Raw genomic sequence first — 19,680 nt, forward strand, 5'->3', positions numbered from 1 at the left:
GCCCAATGCCCAATGCCCAATGCCCAATGCCCAATGCCCAATGCCCAATGCCCAAAACTTAAAAAAGTCTAAACTGGCACAATGTTGTTAAAACGATCGCTCCCCAAAATTCGCTGGAAGTCTTGGGTTAAGCCCTGGCAGGATGTAGATTGGCTACTTTTTTGTTTGCCGATTGCTGTCAGCATCTTTGGCGGCATCATGATCCTCAGTACGGAACTGAAGCAGCCAGTAACTGACTGGTGGTGGCACTGGATGGTAGCGGCTATTGGCGTGCTTATAGCCCTGTTTTTATCTCGCACCCGTTACGAAATCTTGATGCAGTGGCACTGGGTCACATACGTACTGACGAACTTTAGCTTAATCGCTGTGATGATTGCAGGTACTAGCGCCAAAGGGGCGCAGCGATGGATTAGTATCGCTGGATTTAACGTCCAACCCTCAGAATTTGCCAAAGTCGGGATGATCATCACCTTAGCAGCTTTGCTACACAGGCGCACTGCTTCTAGCATCGAAGGTGTTTTCCGCGTTCTGGCAATCACCGCTATACCTTGGGGATTAGTATTTTTGCAGCCAGATTTAGCAACATCACTGGTATTTGGTGCGATCGTTTTAGGAATGCTTTACTGGGCAAATGCTAACCCAGGCTGGTTAATTCTAATGATTTCTCCCGTGGTCGCTGCCATTTTGTTTAGTATATCTTGGCCATTAATAGAGCCGATAGTTTTATTTAAAGGATTATCTTTTGGGCCATTAGCTTTTGGGCCATTAGGGCTAATTTGGTCAGTTGCGATGGCTATTGTGGGCTGGCGAACTCTCCCCTGGCGGCGATTTGGTTTCGGCGCTATTAGTGCGTGGAGTCTCAATATCTTGGGTGGCGAATTAGGAGTCTTCGCCTGGAACCATATTTTGAAAGACTATCAAAAAAATCGGCTAACTGTATTCATGGACCCCGATCACGATCCACTCGGTGCTGGGTATCACCTAATTCAATCTCGCATTGCGATTGGTGCTGGTGAAATTTGGGGATGGGGTCTGTTCAAGGGGCCAATGACGCAACTGAATTTCGTACCGGAACAGCATACAGACTTTGTTTTCTCCGCAGTCGGGGAAGAATTCGGTTTTGTTGGTTGTTTGGTAGTGCTGTTTGTCTTCTCCTTAATTTCCTTGCGTCTACTGCATGTTGCCCAAACCGCCAAAGATAACTTTGGTTCCTTGTTGGCTATTGGCGTTTTTTCCATGATCGTGTTTCAGGTGATTGTGAACGTTGGCATGACTGTTGGTTTAGCGCCTGTGGCAGGAATTCCCCTACCTTGGATGAGTTATGGGCGTTCTGCTATGCTGACCAACTTCATTTCCTTGGGAATAGTAGAATCGGTAGCAAATTTTCGACAAAGACAGAAATATTATTGATGAAGTAGTCATTAGTCATTGGTGATTTGTCATTTGTAAGAACCAAGGACTAATCACAAGTATTAAGCTATTAAAAGGAAACAAGCGAGGCTAAAAACATGATCCTGCCTGGAGCAACTGTTCGCGTTAAGAATGCCGCAGATACTTATTATCGCTACGAAGGACTCGTGCAACGGGTGAGTGATGGCAAAGTAGCCGTATTATTTGAAGGTGGTAACTGGGATAAATTAGTTACCTTCCGCCTGAGCGAATTGTCACTCGTAGAAACCACAGCTGGACGTAAAAAAGCCAAATAAGATTAGTTAGGAGTTAGGAGTTAGGAGCGGAGCCGGAGACGCTCCGCCTCCGGTTAGGAGTTATGATTCCTCAACTCATCACTCCTAACTTTTAACTCCTAACTTATTATTGTTATGCGCCTCCCCCTACCACAGTTTGCCACTGGCGATCGCCATCCCAACCACATTGCGGAGGTGATTGAGACTACTAGTACTGAATTTTTAGCCCAGTGTTTGGAACCAAAAGATTTGAGCTTTCCCTCGATGCCACCCTTTGGTAGTTGGGTTTGTTCTGTAGATGAAGAATCTGGCAATCAAATTTATGCTGTAGTGTATTATGCCACAACTATGCCCATAGATTCAGTACACCGGGCGAGAGCCTTGGGGTTGTCTTTGCAAGATTTACGCGAGGAACAACCCCAAATCTTTGCCATGCTCAGAACTGAATTCCGGGCTGCGATCGTGGGATTTGAGCAGTCTTCCCAGAATCGAGGTTATAACCAAAGAATATATCAATATCTACCACCCCGTCCCCCGCAAATTCATCAAGCTGTTTATCGGTGTGAACCAGAAGCAATCATTAAATTTACTGAAGAACTAGATTTTTTGCGGACACTGCTTTGTATTAACGGTGCGCCAATAGAGTCTTTGGCCGCAGCTGCAATTCGAGATGTATACCAATTACGCAAAGCTGACCGAGAATGGCTAATTAAAGCTGGACGTAACTTGAGTGTGCTACTTAAAGACGACTACGATCGCTTGCGGTTCATTTTGAGTCAAATCCACCCGTAGGTAGTTAGTTCTTAAACAGTTGCCTAGTTAGTGTAAGTTAAGAATTTTGATTGTTCATCAGGTGGCTTCTCTATTGATCAATCAGGCGATCAGCCCCAAGGTAATCGCAGTTTTACCATAGCCCCTTCAATTCCTACCTATGGAACTCATATCACAAGTTCTTGTTCTGGAACCAACTTCCCAAGTTCTTGGCAAGGAACCAATTGTTCCCTTTGCTATTTTGCTAGTGGTCATCTTAGTTATACCCATCATGTTTGAGCGGCTAAGATTACCAGGATTAGTGGGTTTGGTTTTCTCAGGGCTAGTACTTGGGCCTTCAGGCTGGAATCTACTTCAGTCTGACCCGCCAATGATTAACTTGCTATCAGACATTGGATTAATTTACTTGCTGTTTGTCGCCGGGCTAGAAGTTGATCTAGAACAGTTCCGCCGCCAGAAAAGTCGTGCCTTTGGGTTTGCTAGCTTGACTTTCAGTATACCTCTGGCAATCGGAACCTTAGTAGGGCTGATTTTCGGCTATGGCTGGAATATATCAATATTAATTGGCTCTTTATTCGCTTCTTATACCCTTTTGGCATATCCCATAATCAGCCGTTTGGGAGTGATAAACAACGAAGCTGTTAGCGTCACCATTGGAGCGAAGATTTTTACAGATATTGGCGCAGTGCTGATTTTAGCCATTTGTGTAGCCGTCGCTGATGCTGGAGTATTCAGCTTTGCTAAACTACTCACCTTGTCGGGTTGGTTAATTATTTACTCTGTTGCCGTTGTGACAGGCTTTGATTGGGCAGGCAAAGAATTTTTCAAGCGGTCTGGAGACGACGAAGGAAACAAGTTTTTGTTTGTATTGCTTTCTGTGTTTCTGGCGGCTGTAGGCGCTCAATTGATGGGGGTAGAAAAAATTGTTGGTGCTTTTTTAGCGGGTTTAGCGGTGAATGAAGCTGTAGGTGAAGGCCCAGTCAAAGAAAAGGTGGTATTTATTGGCAGTGTGCTGTTCATTCCCATTTTCTTTGTTCACCTTGGCTTACTGATCAATCTACCCGCCTTTGTGAACAACCTGGACACGCTCAAGTTAACACTGTTGATCATAGTCGGTTTGATTGTCAGTAAATTGATTGCCGCTTTGTTGACAAAACTAGTTTACCGCTATAGCTGGCAAGAAATGCTAACTATATGGTCGCTATCACTTCCCCAGGTTGGTACAACTTTAGCAGCAACGTTAGTCGGATATCGGGCCCAGTTGCTGCCACTAGAAGTATTACACAGCGTCATTGTCTTAATGCTTGTCACATCAACCTTGGGGCCATTAATCACCAGTCGAATAGCTATTGGTTTGAATTCCTCGCCAGTGGCAGATCGAGTACCAACCCTACCTGACCAGAACGCACCAGAAACAGACAGTGCTTTTACTATAGTCGTACCTGTGTATAATCCTCAGACCGAGCAGTATTTGATTGAAATGGCGGCCTTATTAGCGCATCAGTCTCATGGCAAAATTATACCCCTGGCGATCGCTACTGCTGCCGCCCACATGGATGCACCGCAGTTAGAAGTGTCTCTAGAACGGAGTGAGCGGTTATTAACCAAAGCCACGGCACACAGTCGAGTATTGGGCGTGGCCGCAGAACCAATGCTGCGAATTGATGATGCCTTTGCTCAGGGAATTAGCAGAGCTGCTCGTGAACAAAAGGCTAATTTAATTGTTATGGGTTGGGGTAAACGGACTGGGTTACGAGCGCGTTTATTTGGGAATGTGATTGATGGTGTGCTTTGGGCATCCCATTGTCCTGTAGCGGTGACACGTCTAGTAGAATCACCGAAAAAAATTCAGCGCATCTTAGTACCAGTAGAAAACTTAACATCACCGACATTACAGCCTGTACAATTTGCCCAGATGTTGGCAGAGGCAAATCAGAGCCACATTACTGTGCTGAATGTGTGCGATCGCCGCACTAGTTCCAGTAAAATTGCTTGGCGGCGATCGCATCTCTCCCTAATGGTATCTAAATTAGCTTTGACCAATACCCCAGAAATTCAAATTATCGCTCATGAAAATGTTGCTCAAGCAATTTTGCAGGCAGCACGATTATATGATTTAGTAGTTTTACCTTTTATACGTAATCGTACCAGTCCTGGAGGGTTAGCCATTAGCGATGTCACAACCCAGTTAGCCAGACAACTCACTTGCTCCATTGTCATGCTTGGAGAACCGCAGCGTACTCAAACCACAAATCTAGTTATGTCTAAGACGGTTAGCAGCATTACATCTGCTGTATGATTGAGTGCAATTGGGCTACATTGGCGTAGCCCCCCAGAGGCATCGCATTGATAAAAATCTTGGCAACAAATGAATCGACTGTAGGGATGTACAGATGTACGTCCCTACCAAAGTTTTGTAGGAGGAATTTCGTGAAATAATCTGAGCCTCTGCACTTAAGTAGAGGGTGGAATGTTAGCAAACACGCCACAACTTGACTATTGCAAATATTTGGATAATTAGACTTATCCACAAATAAACCTCAAAATAGCTGAAACCCTTACATAGCTGGCTTTTTAGCTTATATAAAACAGGAACCTCTAAAACCCTCTCCAGAGCTAGGTTTCAGCCAAATAAAGTTCTCATTTCCGGATAAGTCTATTGTAAGACCTTGAAATTTGACGAATTTCAACCTATTCCCTGCGACTTTGCATCCCATTGAGAACAGTAATAACCATAAAAACGCTCTATTTTATTGAAGATTTGATGAACTTTAGGTGGAAAACTGACAACTTTGAGACTAAATTTGTTATTTTGCTAATTAAATTGTTAAGCAAAAAGGTAAAAATGTTACAAAACTACAACCGGATAAAAATAAGTAAGTTCAACAACACTTTTTGATTGAGCCTTGTTCTTTTTTTTCGTTTTGTATTTTTGTCTCCAAGCTGGGTAATCTAAAAGTAAGTGCAATAGCTACTGAAAATTTTGTAAGTAACTGGGAAACTATGAGAATTTTGGTGACGGGCGGTGCTGGGTTTATTGGTTCCCATCTCATCGACCGACTAATGAGCGATGGGCATGAATTAATATGCTTGGATAATTTTTACACTGGTCATAAACGCAACATCGTTAAATGGTTAGGTCATCCGTACTTTGAACTGATCCGCCACGATATAACCGAACCAATTCGGTTAGAAGTGGATCAAATTTATCATTTAGCTTGTCCTGCTTCACCGATACATTACCAGTACAACCCAGTTAAAACCGTTAAAACTAACGTAATCGGAACGCTGAATATGTTGGGGCTGGCTAAACGTGTGAAAGCTAGGTTTTTCTTGGCTTCAACTAGCGAAGTATACGGAGATCCAGAAGTTCATCCCCAACCTGAAGAGTATAGGGGTAGCGTCAATCCGATTGGGATACGTTCATGCTATGACGAAGGTAAAAGAATTGCTGAAACTCTAGCATTTGATTACTACAGGCAAAATAAAGTTGATATTCGAGTTGTTCGGATATTCAACACCTACGGGCCGAGAATGTTGGAAAACGATGGTCGGGTGGTGAGCAACTTTATAGTTCAAGCCTTGCGGGGTACTCCTTTAACCGTGTACGGTGATGGTTCGCAAACTCGTAGTTTCTGCTACGTTTCCGATTTGGTAGAAGGATTCATCCGCCTCATGAATAGCGACTACATTGGCCCAGTAAACCTGGGCAATCCTGGTGAATACACGATTTTACAATTGGCACAAGCTGTGCAAAACATGATCAACCCGGACGCGCAAATTAAGTTCGAGCCACTACCTTCGGACGATCCCCGACGTCGCCAGCCTGATATTACAAAGGCGAAAACTTGGTTAAATTGGGAACCTACCATTGCTCTGCAAGAGGGGCTAAAACTAACAATAGAAGATTTTAGCGATCGCATTCAAAGCGATGTCAATAATTCAACCACCTAAGTAGCGTCTAGCGTCGCTCTGAATTTTCATGCAGGCTCACCCTATCGCTAGCTAGTATGCTTAGTGGCTGAGTTTCCTGGCAGTGTGTAAGTGTTAAATTGAGAACTTCTTTTTGAAAACTAACCCGAAAAAAGTGAGGAGTTAAAAAATGCGTGTTTGCGTGATTGGTACTGGTTACGTTGGTTTAGTTACAGGTGCTTGCTTGGCTCATATTGGGCATGATGTAATTTGCGTAGATAACAACGAAGAAAAAGTTAAGTTAATGAAGTCTGGGCAGTCCCCAATTTTTGAGCCGGGACTCTCAGAAATTATACAGTCTGCGATTCAAACAGAGAAGATTCATTTTACTAGTGATCTCGCTGCTGGAGTTTCCCACGGGGAAATTCTGTTTATTGCTGTGGGAACACCACCTTTACCCACTGGTGAAAGTGATACTCGTTACGTCGAAGCTGTAGCCCGTGGGATTGGGGAAAATCTCAACGGTGGTTATAAAGTCATAGTGAATAAATCTACAGTACCCATTGGCTCAGGTGACTGGGTGCGGATGCTTGTTCTAGATGGGATTGCTGAACGGCAGAAAACACTAGTAACCGCAGGTGGGGTAGCGATTGAGCAGAAATTACCTGAGATTGCAGCCCAGTTTGATGTAATCAGCAATCCAGAGTTTTTACGCGAAGGTTCGGCAGTTCACGACACCTTCAACCCCGATCGCATTGTACTAGGAGGCAATAGTCAAAGGGCAGTAGCGTTAATGCAACAACTGTATGCCCCAATTGTGGAACGCAAGTACGCTGAGGATCAATCTTTACCTCCTGTGCCAATTTTGGCAACAGACCTGAGTTCGGCGGAGATGATCAAATACGCCGCTAATGCCTTTTTAGCCACTAAGATTAGTTTTATTAACGAAGTTGCTAATATTTGCGATCGCGTCGGTGCTGATATTACCCAAGTAGCCAAAGGTATTGGTTTAGATTCGCGCATTGGTAACAAGTTTTTACAAGCTGGTATTGGTTGGGGTGGTTCGTGCTTCCCCAAAGATGTCTCAGCTCTGATTCACACTGCTGATGACTATGGCTATGAAGCCCAGCTACTGAAGGCTGCTGTCAGTGTCAACGAGCGCCAGAGGTTGATTGCTCTGGAGAAACTCCAACAAGTTCTGAAAATTCTCAAAGGCAAAACAGTCGGACTACTCGGACTGACCTTCAAGCCAGATACCGACGACTTGCGCGATGCCCCAGCCCTCAACCTAATTGAGCAGCTAAACCGACTGGGAGCCAAAGTCAAAGCCTACGACCCGATTGTTTCCCAAACAGGTCTACGTCATGGGCTTTCTGGTGTGCTAGTCGAAACCGATGCCGAAAGACTAGCTGATGGCTGCGATGCCTTAGTACTTGTCACCGAATGGCAGCAGTTCAGCACTCTTGACTATGTGAAGATGGCAAAATTGATGGCCCACCCCGTTATCATCGACGGTCGTAACTTCCTCGACCCCGAAACACTGGTACGCGCTGGATTCCAATATGTAGGTGTGGGACGGTAGAGAGTTAGGAGCGGAGCCGGAGACGCTCCGCCTCCGGTTAGGAGTGATAAAAAAAATTAATACAACCCATAATTAATAACTCCTAACTTCCTTCAAAATCTAAAGATTTAAACTACCGCCTAGAATCATCTAGGCGGTATTTAATTTGTTTAAAGCTTTACTTTTCTTGGCGTTTTTGCGTGATTATTTTATGTCAAGCGCTATGTGGAATACGTTCAATTTCAGCATATCCACTGAAAATAAGTTTTTGACCTTCAGTTTCTAATCGGTTTAGCCGCATTTTCACGCCATCCAAGTCAAAACGATCCAAATCGACCATATTATCCAAAATTTCTACCAGCGCCACGCTCAAGGTTTGCGAAATTTCCCGTTGCGCTTGTGGCACTTGGTCAAGTTCAATTTTCGGATCTTTGAAAGAAACCCGCCGCCGCCTTTCAATGCCTATGCTTAAGGTCATACTCAGGGGCACGAGTTCGCCATTGTTTAAATCTGCTTTTGCTACAAGCTGCAACCGATTTTCAGGTAATAGCTGTACCTGAACTTCGGTAAAGGAGACTGGTTCACCGCCAGATAATGCTGTCAGGGATGGTACGGTGAGATTAAGCAGGCGCTTTTTGACCAGTTCCGCATTAAAGGCTTGGTTGATGCCTGCTTCTGATAGAATTACCTGAGCGATCGCTTGAGTGGGTTGCTTAAGATTGAGTTTGCCCTTTAAAACTGAGCCGAAGTCAATAGCCACCGCATCGGTTTCAAAAGACATCTCCTCTACCGCGAAATCTTTCCGAATCACCAAGTCACGACCGCTCATTTTAAAGCTATCAATGCTGCCTTGCAAGAGTTTGCTGGAGGGGTAGCAGCGCACAAAGACTTCTACTGACTCGCTTTGGGTAAACAGGTGGCGAATCGTTTGGCTGGCGACTGTGTTGAGCATCCGCTCTCCCCAATCTGTGCCTTTAGGATCTTGTAAACCAGTAAGTCCGCCGAACATGTGGTTTTGGGTCTCTAGAAGTTATTTGTACTTTTGTAACAAATTGTCAAGGATACAGCAAGCGATCCCGTGATTAATTGTGCTGATGGGTAAGTATGAGATGGCTGATGGCAAATAGTTAAATGTGTCAAATATTACTAATCTGATGAAATAATATGAATGCTAGCATTATATTTAGTGCAAATTTAATGCATAATCAAAGTCATGCTGAACATTGTTCGAGATATTCACTCCCTCTCAAGCTTCAAGCGCAATACTTCTAAATTTATTCAGCTAATGAAGGAAACTGGACAACCGGTGGTGTTAACCGTGAATGGCAAAGCAGAAAAATTACCAAAAATCCCTCAACCAATCTGGAAGAGGGATTTTTGGTAGCGACCTGCAATACTGATCGCTCAAACCGAGGAAAAGCAGGCTGCTAGGTCAATTTATAAACCTAAGGGGTGCAAGGAGAAGTACCATAAACAGTATTTACGCAAGTATTTACAACACCTGTAGACACAGTTTTAATGGGTGCGGGAAGAGGAGCATATCCGAGAGATGTAACGAAAGTATCCCCAGCTGATCCCAAAGCCAAGGTGATCAAGGTTTTAATACCACTTGCTATGCTAGCATCTGAATATATGTCATAAAACAAGAAATAAGTTGCTGTGGAAATGGGATAAGCAAGTGGACGGGTTGGATCGTTCAAATTATCAATTCTAATCAGCCTGTTATTGGGATTAGCACCGTATTTTACGATAGTTCCACCTAGAAGAGCCTCTGTAATTGCAGATGTTGAGGGAGCAGTGTAATTACCTGACTTGTTACGTAAGACTGCCGCAGGTAGACTTTTGCTTAAACGGGTAGCACTATCTACATAACCAATAGCACCTTTAGTAGTTGCGATCGCAGTGGCTACACCACCACCACCACTAGCGCCAATGAAAGTACTTGGCCAACTAACAGTTGTACCCGCTCCTTTTTTCCATACATCAGCTGCTGGAATACCTGGAGTTGCAGCAGGCTTACATGCAGTATTGAGATGACTAGTTAAAACAAAAGTGCTACCACTTGAGTCAGTACGATGTACAACTTTGATGGGTAGAATTGCAATTATTGCACCGCCGTTATCTGCACTAATGCTGGTATTGTTCCAATTCGTGATGCTACCGTTCAAAATACCACAGTAACTAGCTCGTGAAAGCTTGATTCCACCTGCTGGTATAGTAAGACCACTAGCGTTATAAGCTAATGTGATTCCAACACCGATCACAGGCACTTGGACGTAAGAGCCACGACCGCCACTAACTGTTTCTGTACCTGCTACAGGGTCGTCACTAGCTGCAAAAGATATTGGGCCAGGAGTACCCGATGGTGGGGTTTGAGTGAAAAAAGCTGTTAATCCTGCGCCACTACCAACTGGAGAATATGTGATGTTCGGATAGAGTGTTTTTAAACCTGCAAATAAAGGATTTACAGTGCTTGCACCTACACCATTAACTACGGTCTGAGCTAGAGATATCTGAGTAGCAGATTGACCTGCTACTAAACCAATTGTGATGGCAAGTACAGAAATTGAACTTGCCAAATGGGTCAATTGACGATTAGGATAAAAAGCCATATCTTGCTCCTTCAAATTAATTTCCGGTTCCACACCATATCAAATGCAAATCAACTGTCAAACTGGTGATTATAAATCACCTTCTCTCAGCTCAAAAACTGGCATGAAAAAGGTTATTGATCAATCAATAGTTTGCACAAAACGCTGAAAAATGTAGAGCTAGAGCAAATTAAAGGCAAAACTTTAAATATGTAAGAAGGCATTAAGAGCAGTAAAGAGTCATGGGAATTCTGTTCTTATTGAAACTTCCAAACCTCTCAAAACATTCCAAATATAATATAAGCTGCCCGACAAATGCCAGTATTAGCATCAGTTGCTATAACAGGGAACTACAGTATTTTTGGTAAGAAATTAAAACTGTAATCCTCTACCTACGCTCTACAGTTCATCATAAAATTCAACAAGTGTGAGTTAGGTTAATATTAAATTTTGCTTATGGATTAATTAAATTTTTCTAGAGTTATTTCAAGCTATCGCGTACTACGGGGTATGAGAATCATTGGAACAGAAAACTAGGAATAGCTCAAAAGTATTGTTGTGTAAGGCTTTTATTGAGGATTGTAGTAGCTCACTTGGATAATCGCCAAGTAACTGTTTAACGATAAATCAAGGGTTTTAGCGCCAAAATTTTTTGTAGTATTTGTGTAATGGCTGGGCTTTTTCATGCGGTGTAGCGTCGCCCAGTATCAACGATAATCATACTTAGCTTTCAAGCCATCTCTCAAAATTGACTTATAATTTACAGACAGATCCGAATCTGCCTCACCACAACCGATAAAGCCTGTTTGGGTCAGCATTGACAATGCATTCTTTTGTTGCTGGTGAAGCTGCTGGTAATATAATTCAAGGGCAGACTTAATCACATCTGTTACTGCCTGATTAGTCTGCTGTTGGATGTAAGGCATCATGTAAAAATAAGTTGTACAAAATTTATTTGGAATAGCTTGCTAAATCTAGCTTTCACACAAAAATTGCTCAGGTTATTTTTACACAAATCCTAAGCTAGTTTATCAACATACTCTTCATCTAATCGCGTATTAATTCGCATCGTTAGGTTCGCTTGTCATACAAATCGTATGACAAACTTAACATACCTCCTACCTCGTCAACAACTTCCGCCGCAGATTATCTAACGCTGCATTCGCACTCACATGACGAATTAAATTTCGACCTCGCACTGTACCAAACTGATACTCAAAACTTGCGACTTCATCCTTTGGCCCAGCTAAACCAACGTAAACTAAACCCACCGGCTTAGTATCTGTGCCTCCAGTTGGGCCAGCAATACCAGTGATACTCAATCCCCAAGTTGTTGCAAGGCGGGTTTTGACTCCAATTGCCATTTGCTCTGCAACGGTAGCACTTACCGCCCCAAATTTATCTAAATCTTCTGGGTTAACCCCCAGTAGTCCAACCTTCACCGAATTGTCATAAGAAATTACTCCACCCCAAAAGTAGTCAGAACTCCCAGAAATATCAGTCAACACTTGCCCTAAACCGCCACCAGTGCAAGATTCTGCCACCGAAAGCGTTTCTTTTGATGCCCGCAACAACTGACCGACCACGGTAGCAAGAGTATCATTATTGATGCCGTAAAAATCTAGTCCGGCAATTTCTTTAATTTGTTTCTCAATGGGCGCAATTAGGGCTTCTGCTGCTGCTTCTGAAGTTGCTTTAGCAGAAACTCGCAATCTGACTTCCCCCTTACCTGCATAAGGGGCTACTGTGGGATTTGGCAACTTCAAATAGGAAGCAACTTTTTCCGCCAAAGCCGATTCACCAATACCCCAAAATTTTAAACTCCGGCTGTAAATAATTTCTTTACCCCAACCTTGACTTTTGAGAAAGGGGACGGCTGTTTCTTCCCACATCGGATGCATTTCACTGGGAACACCGGGAAAGGTAAAAATCGTGATTTCAGGGCGGGGTTGCCAAATGATACCGGGTGCTGTTCCAGTCGGGTTGGGTAGAATTTCTGCACCTTGGGGAATCAAAGCTTGCTTGCGATTACTTGGTGACATAACTCGACCACGTTGGCCGAATTTCTGGATTATGTCTTCGATGATGTCAGAGCGTTCTACCAAGGGGACTTTAAAAAAATCGGCGATCGTTTCGCAGGTGAGGTCATCTGGTGTCGGGCCGAGTCCACCAGTGAAAATGAGAATTTGCGCTCTGGAAATAGCAATTTCTATAACTTGCTTCAACCGTTCTGGATTATCCCCAACCACTGTTTGATAGTAGTGGGGGATACCTAGTTGCGCTAATTGTTGGGCGAGATATTGAGCATTGCCGTTGAGGATATCTCCTAGCAGCAGTTCAGTACCAACACAAATAATTTCTGCACTCATTGGGTAAAGGGAGAGAGAGGGAGTGGGGAGTGGGGAGTGGGGAGTGGGGAGTGGGGAGTGGGGAGGCAGGGGAGGAAGAACTATTGATTATTGAACAATGCCCAATAGCCAATGCCCAATGCCCCATGCCCCATGCCCCATGCCCTATGCCCTATGCTAGTGCTGGTACAGGAATTTCCAGGTGAGGATATAAGGGGAAGCGATCGCACAATGCTGCTACCCGTTGCCGACAATCTTTGGTAACTACGTCGGAATCTGGAGAAAGCAGGCGATCGCTAATAATATTACCAATCTCGGTAAATTCTGCTACTCCTAAGCCCCGCGTGGTCATTGCCGGCGAACCTAACCTCAGTCCACTAGTCACAAATGGCGACTGCGGATCAAAGGGAACTGTATTTTTGTTAGCAGTAATATTCACTGTACTAACTAGCTGATCCGCTTGCTTACCCGTCATCCCAATAGAACGTAAATCCACGAGCATCAAGTGGTTATCAGTGCCATTTGACACTAGTTTTAAACCCCGATTTTGCAGTTGTTCTGCCAAAGTTCGAGCATTTTCAATCACTTGGGCAGAATAGGTTTTAAACTCAGGCTTCAGGGCTTCTCCAAAAGCTACTGCCTTACCAGCAATGACGTGTTCCAATGGCCCGCCTTGGTTGCCAGGAAAAACAGCTTTATCTAGCTTTTTACCTAGTTCTGCGTCGCTGGTCAAGATTAAACCACCTCTAGGGCCGCGTAGAGTCTTATGTGTAGTTGTTGTTACTACATGACAATGAGGAATGGGATCAGGATGAAGCCCACTAGCAACTAAACCAGCAATGTGGGCAATATCGCCAAGTAAGTAAGCGCCGATTTCATCAGCAATGCTACGGAACTTTTCAAAGTCAATTATACGGGAATAAGCCGAATAACCACAAATCAGCAGCTTAGGACGCTCCCTCAGCGCCAGCTCCCGAATTTGGTCGTAGTCAAGTTGTTCTGTTTGTTCGCTGACACCGTAGTGGCTAACTTGAAACCACTTACCTGAGACATTTACAGGTGAACCGTGGGTGAGATGTCCTCCATGAGACAAATCCATCCCCATAATTTTGTCCCCTGGTTGCAGCAGCGATAGGAATACTGCAAAATTGGCCTGTGCGCCAGAATGCGGTTGCACATTCGCATGAGCAGCACCAAATATCTGTTTAGCGCGGTTGATCGCTAGTTGCTCGATTTTGTCGATAAACTCACAACCGCCATAGTAGCGTTTACCAGGTAATCCCTCGGCATATTTATTTGTCAGTACCGAACCTTGAGCCGCCAGTACAGCAGCAGAGGTAAAGTTTTCACTAGCAATCAACTCCAAGTGGTCTCGCTGACGCTGTAGTTCGTCGTTGATTAACTCCGCGATCGCCGGATCAGTGGAGGCAAGAAAGTCTGAATTAGTCCTAGTCACTTCAATTATCCTTGTGGAAATTTGTACAACGGCTGATTTTAGTTGGATATAGCACCTAACAGTCCATTTTCAAGAGTCTATAGCCCAAAGTCTATAGTTTAATGATTTTGACTGCTCTACGGAGGCAATTAATCGTCTCCGCAGTATGGAGGTTTATTTGTGCCAACTTATTTATTATTAGACCCAAGCTAGATTAATGCATTAATGATCATAACCTTGCTTTTTGAACCTGCGTTAATTGAACTTTTCTGCGATCGCTTCTATGTGATCCAAAGTTGAGCCCTTCAGTGTAACAGCGTAGTAAATTCCAAGTCAGGAGTTGGGAATATACAAAGACTGGGGATGGTGTAAAAAAGTGGGCAAGTGGCAGCAAGATTGTAAGTTGAACGTGAATTTGACGAACTAAAAAATACCAGGAGGCAGAGTAGGTAAGTCTTGTAGGTAAAGTTTACTTCCATTGTGCCAGCCCAGAGAATTCTTGCGTCATTGTTAAGCGATCGCTCAATTCCTACGTTCTACGCTGTAAAACTTAAGATAATGTTTGTAAAGTCTAATTTGAGGAAGGCAGAAGACAGAGGGCAGTTATTGCAGGAGGAATACTGGGAGCATCTCATTTTCGTAAAAAGCCTTGTAAAACCTCACCCCAACCCACTCCGAACCCACGGAGAGGCAGCAAGAGTCTTGTTTCTCATCTGGTATATTTTTTTTCACTCAGATGCTCCCGGAATACTGCCCTCTGTCTCAATGAAGAATGCTGAGTTAAAAGGCCGCCCACAAGGGGCGGGGTATCTGACAAAGCCGAATTACCAGATACTTTTGAGGGAATAGGGCATGGCGGTTCGCGTTCTGTATTACCTGTCACCTGTAACCTGTCCCCTAACTCAATACTTAGATCAGGAAACAGTAGCCAACGATGCCAAGGCATCTGGTATTGTCTCAGAAGGAGCCTGGAATTCACCAGTGATGACGTACTCTAAACGCAGTTTTAACCAAGTAATAAATTGGGGATTAGTGGAAATAATCGCTACTGCTGGTTGGGGACACTTCGCCTTTAGCTCTGTAAACTGCGGTGTTTCCAAGAAAGCTGGTTGCTCAACCAACCAAAAATCTATTTGTTTTTCTTGCTCGTGGTAGTGACGGGTGCGCTCTTTGATAACTTCGTGTATCGGTTCTTCTTGAAGAAGAAAGCGTTGACTGGCCAAAACGTAATAGTATGTTTGCATTTTCATCCTTTGATTGTCTATGTAAATAATTTAAGGGTACAGTGCTACAATCTGTACCCCTAAAAACTAACTTTTGGGGGATTTCTTGAACCAAGAACTGAACGGACAAGCACTTCTCTGGTTTTCAGCTTTTGTCTGTTTGCCACCAGATGTTAGCTTTTCCAAGAACAGACTATTGTCAAAGTAGTGTTCTAAGGAAACAATCTTCAAGTCATCGCTAACTTTTGCAATGCTCATGCCGATAATTTCTACTGTCTCTCCAGTCGGTGCATGGTCTTTATATTCTCCATTAAAATGTCCCCAATGCCGCCATTTGAATGTCACATTTGGTGGCCCTGAAAAAACTTCCACCACTTCCCAAGGAAATCCTTGGGGAAATGTTGTGTAGAAGAGTTTTCCGGATGATTCAAAGGTTTCTTCTGAAGCCTTGTAATGTTCTGAATCAGCCATAAATAAATTGTAAGTACCTTGGGCTGATACATCTGCTGCTGTGTACTCTACTCCACCATTGGTACTCACACGAAACTTGTCATTCACAATAGACAGCCACTGTTGCGGGTTAGCTTTGAAGGATACCTCCATCTCAAAGGTTCGTACTAAGTTTTGTACGATCGCTTCCAGTGTACCTTCAAGGTGATTGTAGTTACTTTCTTGGGCGAGATTCTCGTTTGAACGAGAATAATCAGGCGGTGTTTGATCGCGCCACTCGACATCAGTGCTTTCTGCTATCACCTTATCTCTATCTTGTACCCAAAGCGGCAGGTTGTTAGATTGTGTTGCGCTCATAGAAGTTCTTGCTGAAGATTTGATCCCAATTTCTAGATTTCGCAGAGACAATCCCTCAGTTTAAAGGAGTGGGGAGTAAGAATTTTAGATTTTAGATTTGAGATTTTAGATTGAAATTTAATCCAAAATCTCAAATCCAAAATCCAAAATTGAATTGCCCAATTCCCTATTCCCTATTCCCCATTCCCTCTTATAGCTTGTTTCATCTCACGGACTGCCCTTTCTATACCGACTAATGCTGCCCGACTGATGATGGTATGACCGATATTCAGTTCTTCCATGCCTGGAAGCGCAGCCACCGGATAGACGTTCCAGTAGGTGAGTCCATGACCAGCATTGACTCGCAATCCAACTTTAATCGCTTGTTCACAGCCTTTAGCTAATACGGCTAATTCTCGCTGGCGATTTGTTTCATCCTTAGCCTCAGCATATTGTCCGGTATGCAATTCAATAAATCGCGCCTTCACCTTGACAGATGCTTCGATTTGTGGTAGCTCTGCGTCGATAAATAAACTAACTGGAATGCTAGCGCTTTGCAATTTATCGACAATCTTACTTATTCTAACAATTTGCCCGATAATATCTAGTCCGCCTTCTGTTGTGACTTCTTCGCGCTTTTCAGGGACTAAAGTTACATAATCTGGTTTGATATCGAGAGCGATCGCTAGCATTTCATCTGTAGCAGCCATTTCTAAATTAAGATGCGATCGCACTGTTTGCCGCAACAGCAGCACATCTCTATCTTGGATATGCCGCCGATCTTCGCGCAGATGCACCGTAATCCCATCTGCACCCCCTAATTCTGCCAGTACCGCCGCCGCCACTGGGTCTGGTTCCACCGTCCGGCGTGCTTGTCGGATAGTGGCGATGTGGTCAATGTTAACACCAAGTGTAGACACCCCAAATTTCTCCCGAATCCACGTATATGCCAAATTTCTTTCTTGACACTCTCCTTATTTATATTATCTGTACTAACAATCTCTGTACAGCTATGCGTTAACACCGGATTCCAATATTTACTTTGACAGTTGTTACTTCTATCTTGCTGGTTTGATCTTTACTCTGGCTGTACGTTCGGAAATTAAATTTTTTGCTCTCCAGTTGGTAAGATGGGTGATTGTCTGGTATTTTGTTGACCACGCCCATACACATCTGACAAGTCAATTGCAAAAAAGCCGTTATTTCTATGAATTACTACATAATCTACGACGGGAATTGTAATCTCTGCGTTACTCTAGTGCAATTGCTAGAAACCTTAGACAAGGGAAATTTATTTCGCTATGCTCCCATGCAAGATGAGCAGACACTCTTACACTGGGGAATTACAGCCCAAGATTGTGAACAGGGGGTGATTTTAATTGATGGCAATGAACCTCACAGACGTTGGCAAGGTAGTAATGCAGCAGAAGAGATTGGGCGGTTATTGCCAGCAGGAAGTATATTTGTAAACGCTTACCGAGCCTTACCGGGGATGAAATGGGCAGGCGATCGCTTTTACGAACAAATCCGCGATCATCGCTATGCACTCTTCGGTAAGCGTTCTAATACTTATGAATCGTCATATTGCACGGATGGTAGCTGCAATCCATAGGGTAGCTTTAAAATCTCGTTTTCAGCCTCTGGCTGGAAAACACCCTCTTTATATCTGAATTAAACGCTTGAGTAAAGTTAAGCGCCGAAAACGTTCGCCTAATTTGAAGAAAAGAATCAAGGCTTCTCGGCGATGGAAAAAAGCCCAAAAACAGGTTAGTAAACTGAATAGAGTTCATAATATAAAAAATATCTTTGACCAAAGTGACTCAAACAGCCGTGAATCACAACGGGGCAATACCACAAAGCAGTAAACCAACTTATTACTCCCTGCTAGGACTGCATCCCTCGGCATCGGTAATCGACATTCGCCGCGCTTATCGCCAACTGAGCAAACGCTATCATCCTGATACTACAGATTTGCCTACTGCGATCGCCACTCCCAAATTTCAGCAAATCAACGAAGCCTACGCCACCCTTAGCCATCCAGAACGTCGGTTAAGGTACGATTTAAAAATTGGCTATTCCCGCTTTGGAGTGATTCAAGCACCTGCTGATTTGAATCATCCCGTTTCGCGTTCCGATGAATGGTCAAAATCAGCTTACCTCGATCCCAGCGATCGCCCCCTCTCATCTGGCGAAATCTTTGCTTTATTTATGCTGGTGTTAACATTTGTAGGTTGTCTGTTATTAGCAGTTGCCATCGGCTTAACTCGTGGCGAGGCTGCTTTCCAAACCCATTTGCTACAGCCAACTCCATCTGTACAACAGCACATTATCCATGTGTCGCAACCAACTATCCCTATGATCATTAAAAATTAAAAAATTCTCTAATCCAAAATCGTTCGACTGAGTGTAGCCGTACTCCTTAGGAGAAGCAAGCTACGCGTAGCGTTCCCCAGGAAAGTCCAAAATCCAAAATCCAAAATTCCTATGCCTCTTCTTCCTTCTGATACCCCCCTATATAATCATCCCCTGCCACAAATTGAACAGTGGCTAAAAGAGCAAGGCTGTCAACAAGACGATACACAGAGGCATTGCTGGCGGGTGCAGCGGCCTAGTTGGCAAGCTGAACTATGGCTTGATGTTGAGCAAATCGTAGTGCGATATGTCCAATCCGGGGAAAATGGACAAGATATCCAACGCTCATTCAAATATTCCCTTAGTCGCGATGATATAGAACAAGCCGTGTTTTCAGGGCCATAAGAAAGTGCGAAGTACCATTCACCGTAAAAGTTGATAGCGATCGCTACCATTGTCGAAAGATGCAATTGCGGTTGAAAAGGGAGGAGGGCGATCGCAGGAATAATAGTGGGTGACAACAACCGCTAATCATGAACCAATGCCTGAGATTATTTGGACATCCTATCTTCGTTACTGTGCAAGCGGAAGAGGCTTTGATCTTGATCTGATTGAAAATATCCTACGCTTCTCCAGCGAACGATATCGACAACAAATTCGATTTCGTCTAAAAACCGGACGGTTGATCACAAATGTCTGACATCAAGCAACAATTGCCACAAATAAACTACTTCAAAGAAGAGGATATTCTTCATCTGCTAATCTCCGAAGAGCCAGAATCAGCAAGTATTGAAATTAGTCCAAATGTCACTGCTGAACTGAATGCAGCCGGAGAGTTGATTGGCGTGGAAATTCTCAATGCCAGTAATTACATCCGAGATTTTATTTTGGAATCTGTTCAGGGTAAACTGTTGAACTTGGTTCGCAGCAAAGTATAGCCAGCGATCAGCGATCGTGTAGTGCGATGCCTCTGTTGTCAGGTGGGTATTCCCACAACTGAATGCCCAGTTATGAGT

General features: G+C 43.8%; 21 protein-coding genes and 1 pseudogene. 13 read left to right on the forward strand and 9 right to left on the reverse strand.

What is annotated here, in order from left to right:
- Positions 1-81: 81 nt before the first annotated feature.
- The 6 genes from rodA (at position 82) to PUQ00_RS22570 (ending at position 7,950) form a co-directional block, all read left to right on the forward strand.
- Positions 82-1,410, forward strand: coding sequence for a rod shape-determining protein RodA (gene rodA / locus PUQ00_RS22545; protein ID WP_300421008.1), 1,329 nt, complete (start codon positions 82-84; stop codon positions 1,408-1,410).
- A gap of 98 nt (positions 1,411-1,508) precedes the next feature.
- Positions 1,509-1,706: an NAD(P)H dehydrogenase subunit NdhS gene (locus tag PUQ00_RS22550; protein WP_292830658.1), complete on the forward strand. Its 198-nt coding sequence runs from the start codon at positions 1,509-1,511 to the stop codon at positions 1,704-1,706.
- A gap of 114 nt (positions 1,707-1,820) precedes the next feature.
- Positions 1,821-2,477 (forward strand): HAS-barrel domain-containing protein, encoded by a 657-nt coding sequence (locus PUQ00_RS22555; protein ID WP_300421013.1) that lies wholly within the window; start codon positions 1,821-1,823, stop codon positions 2,475-2,477.
- 139 nt (positions 2,478-2,616) lie between these two features.
- The gene (locus tag PUQ00_RS22560; protein WP_300421016.1) at positions 2,617-4,755 is read left to right on the forward strand and encodes a cation:proton antiporter; all 2,139 of its coding nucleotides are present in this window, start codon (positions 2,617-2,619) and stop codon (positions 4,753-4,755) included.
- Between the two features lie 704 nt (positions 4,756-5,459).
- Positions 5,460-6,410 (forward strand): SDR family oxidoreductase, encoded by a 951-nt coding sequence (locus tag PUQ00_RS22565; protein WP_300421019.1) that lies wholly within the window; start codon positions 5,460-5,462, stop codon positions 6,408-6,410.
- 148 nt (positions 6,411-6,558) lie between these two features.
- Entirely contained in the window at positions 6,559-7,950 is a 1,392-nt protein-coding gene (locus tag PUQ00_RS22570; RefSeq protein ID WP_300421021.1) for a UDP-glucose/GDP-mannose dehydrogenase family protein, read from the forward strand.
- Between the two features lie 193 nt (positions 7,951-8,143).
- Here the strand turns inward: PUQ00_RS22570 and PUQ00_RS22575 are convergent, their stop codons facing one another.
- Complete coding sequence (locus PUQ00_RS22575; RefSeq protein ID WP_300421024.1) at positions 8,144-8,938, reverse strand: DUF2993 domain-containing protein; 795 nt, start codon at positions 8,936-8,938, stop codon at positions 8,144-8,146.
- A gap of 204 nt (positions 8,939-9,142) precedes the next feature.
- Between PUQ00_RS22575 and PUQ00_RS22580 the strand changes: the two are divergent.
- Positions 9,143-9,265 (forward strand): annotated as a pseudogene (locus PUQ00_RS22580) (type II toxin-antitoxin system Phd/YefM family antitoxin); the annotation flags it as partial.
- A 109-nt stretch (positions 9,266-9,374) separates the two neighbouring features.
- Here the strand turns inward: PUQ00_RS22580 and PUQ00_RS22585 are convergent.
- The 3 genes from PUQ00_RS22585 to PUQ00_RS22595 form a co-directional block, all read right to left on the reverse strand.
- Complete coding sequence (locus tag PUQ00_RS22585; protein WP_300421026.1) at positions 9,375-10,541, reverse strand: substrate-binding domain-containing protein; 1,167 nt, start codon at positions 10,539-10,541, stop codon at positions 9,375-9,377.
- A 686-nt stretch (positions 10,542-11,227) separates the two neighbouring features.
- Positions 11,228-11,449 (reverse strand): CopG family transcriptional regulator, encoded by a 222-nt coding sequence (locus PUQ00_RS22590; protein ID WP_300421029.1) that lies wholly within the window; start codon positions 11,447-11,449, stop codon positions 11,228-11,230.
- A 189-nt stretch (positions 11,450-11,638) separates the two neighbouring features.
- Positions 11,639-12,889: a competence/damage-inducible protein A gene (locus PUQ00_RS22595; protein WP_300421032.1), complete on the reverse strand. Its 1,251-nt coding sequence runs from the start codon at positions 12,887-12,889 to the stop codon at positions 11,639-11,641.
- Positions 12,890-12,918: 29 nt separating this feature from the next.
- Here PUQ00_RS22595 and PUQ00_RS22600 point away from each other — a divergent pair, with 29 nt between their 5' ends.
- Positions 12,919-13,074, forward strand: a complete 156-nt coding sequence (locus tag PUQ00_RS22600; protein WP_300421034.1) for a histidine kinase — start codon at positions 12,919-12,921, stop codon at positions 13,072-13,074.
- Here the strand turns inward: PUQ00_RS22600 and glyA are convergent.
- The 5 genes from glyA to PUQ00_RS22625 form a co-directional block, all read right to left on the reverse strand.
- Entirely contained in the window at positions 13,041-14,324 is a 1,284-nt protein-coding gene (gene glyA, locus PUQ00_RS22605) for a serine hydroxymethyltransferase (RefSeq protein WP_300421037.1), read from the reverse strand. The two genes, PUQ00_RS22600 and glyA, sit on opposite strands and share 34 nt — an antisense overlap.
- 688 nt (positions 14,325-15,012) lie before the next feature.
- The gene (locus PUQ00_RS22610; RefSeq protein WP_300421084.1) at positions 15,013-15,249 is read right to left on the reverse strand and encodes a hypothetical protein; all 237 of its coding nucleotides are present in this window, start codon (positions 15,247-15,249) and stop codon (positions 15,013-15,015) included.
- Positions 15,218-15,547: an MgPME-cyclase complex family protein gene (locus PUQ00_RS22615; protein ID WP_300421040.1), complete on the reverse strand. Its 330-nt coding sequence runs from the start codon at positions 15,545-15,547 to the stop codon at positions 15,218-15,220. Before PUQ00_RS22615 ends, PUQ00_RS22610 begins: the two co-directional genes overlap by 32 nt.
- Positions 15,548-15,613: 66 nt before the next feature.
- On the reverse strand, positions 15,614-16,333 hold the full coding sequence (locus PUQ00_RS22620) for a SnoaL-like polyketide cyclase (protein WP_300421043.1): 720 nt from the start codon (positions 16,331-16,333) through the stop codon (positions 15,614-15,616).
- Positions 16,334-16,506: 173 nt separating this feature from the next.
- Positions 16,507-17,232: a pyridoxine 5'-phosphate synthase gene (locus tag PUQ00_RS22625; RefSeq protein ID WP_300421079.1), complete on the reverse strand. Its 726-nt coding sequence runs from the start codon at positions 17,230-17,232 to the stop codon at positions 16,507-16,509.
- Positions 17,233-17,519: 287 nt separating this feature from the next.
- Here PUQ00_RS22625 and PUQ00_RS22630 point away from each other — a divergent pair, with 287 nt between their 5' ends.
- The 5 genes from PUQ00_RS22630 (at position 17,520) to PUQ00_RS22650 (ending at position 19,602) form a co-directional block, all read left to right on the forward strand.
- Entirely contained in the window at positions 17,520-17,924 is a 405-nt protein-coding gene (locus tag PUQ00_RS22630) for a DCC1-like thiol-disulfide oxidoreductase family protein (protein WP_300421044.1), read from the forward strand.
- Positions 17,925-18,160: 236 nt separating this feature from the next.
- Positions 18,161-18,685, forward strand: coding sequence for a J domain-containing protein (locus PUQ00_RS22635; RefSeq protein WP_300421081.1), 525 nt, complete (start codon positions 18,161-18,163; stop codon positions 18,683-18,685).
- A 111-nt stretch (positions 18,686-18,796) separates the two neighbouring features.
- Entirely contained in the window at positions 18,797-19,069 is a 273-nt protein-coding gene (locus PUQ00_RS22640; RefSeq protein ID WP_300421047.1) for a DUF3143 domain-containing protein, read from the forward strand.
- Between the two features lie 109 nt (positions 19,070-19,178).
- Positions 19,179-19,364: a hypothetical protein gene (locus tag PUQ00_RS22645; RefSeq protein ID WP_300421049.1), complete on the forward strand. Its 186-nt coding sequence runs from the start codon at positions 19,179-19,181 to the stop codon at positions 19,362-19,364.
- Positions 19,357-19,602, forward strand: a complete 246-nt coding sequence (locus PUQ00_RS22650) for a DUF2283 domain-containing protein (protein ID WP_300421050.1) — start codon at positions 19,357-19,359, stop codon at positions 19,600-19,602. Before PUQ00_RS22645 ends, PUQ00_RS22650 begins: the two co-directional genes overlap by 8 nt.
- The last annotated feature ends 78 nt before the right edge of the window (positions 19,603-19,680 follow it).

Origin of the sequence: Nostoc sp. S13, from assembly GCF_029379315.1 — a bacterium.
Taxonomy (GTDB): Bacteria; Cyanobacteriota; Cyanobacteriia; order Cyanobacteriales; family Nostocaceae; genus Nostoc.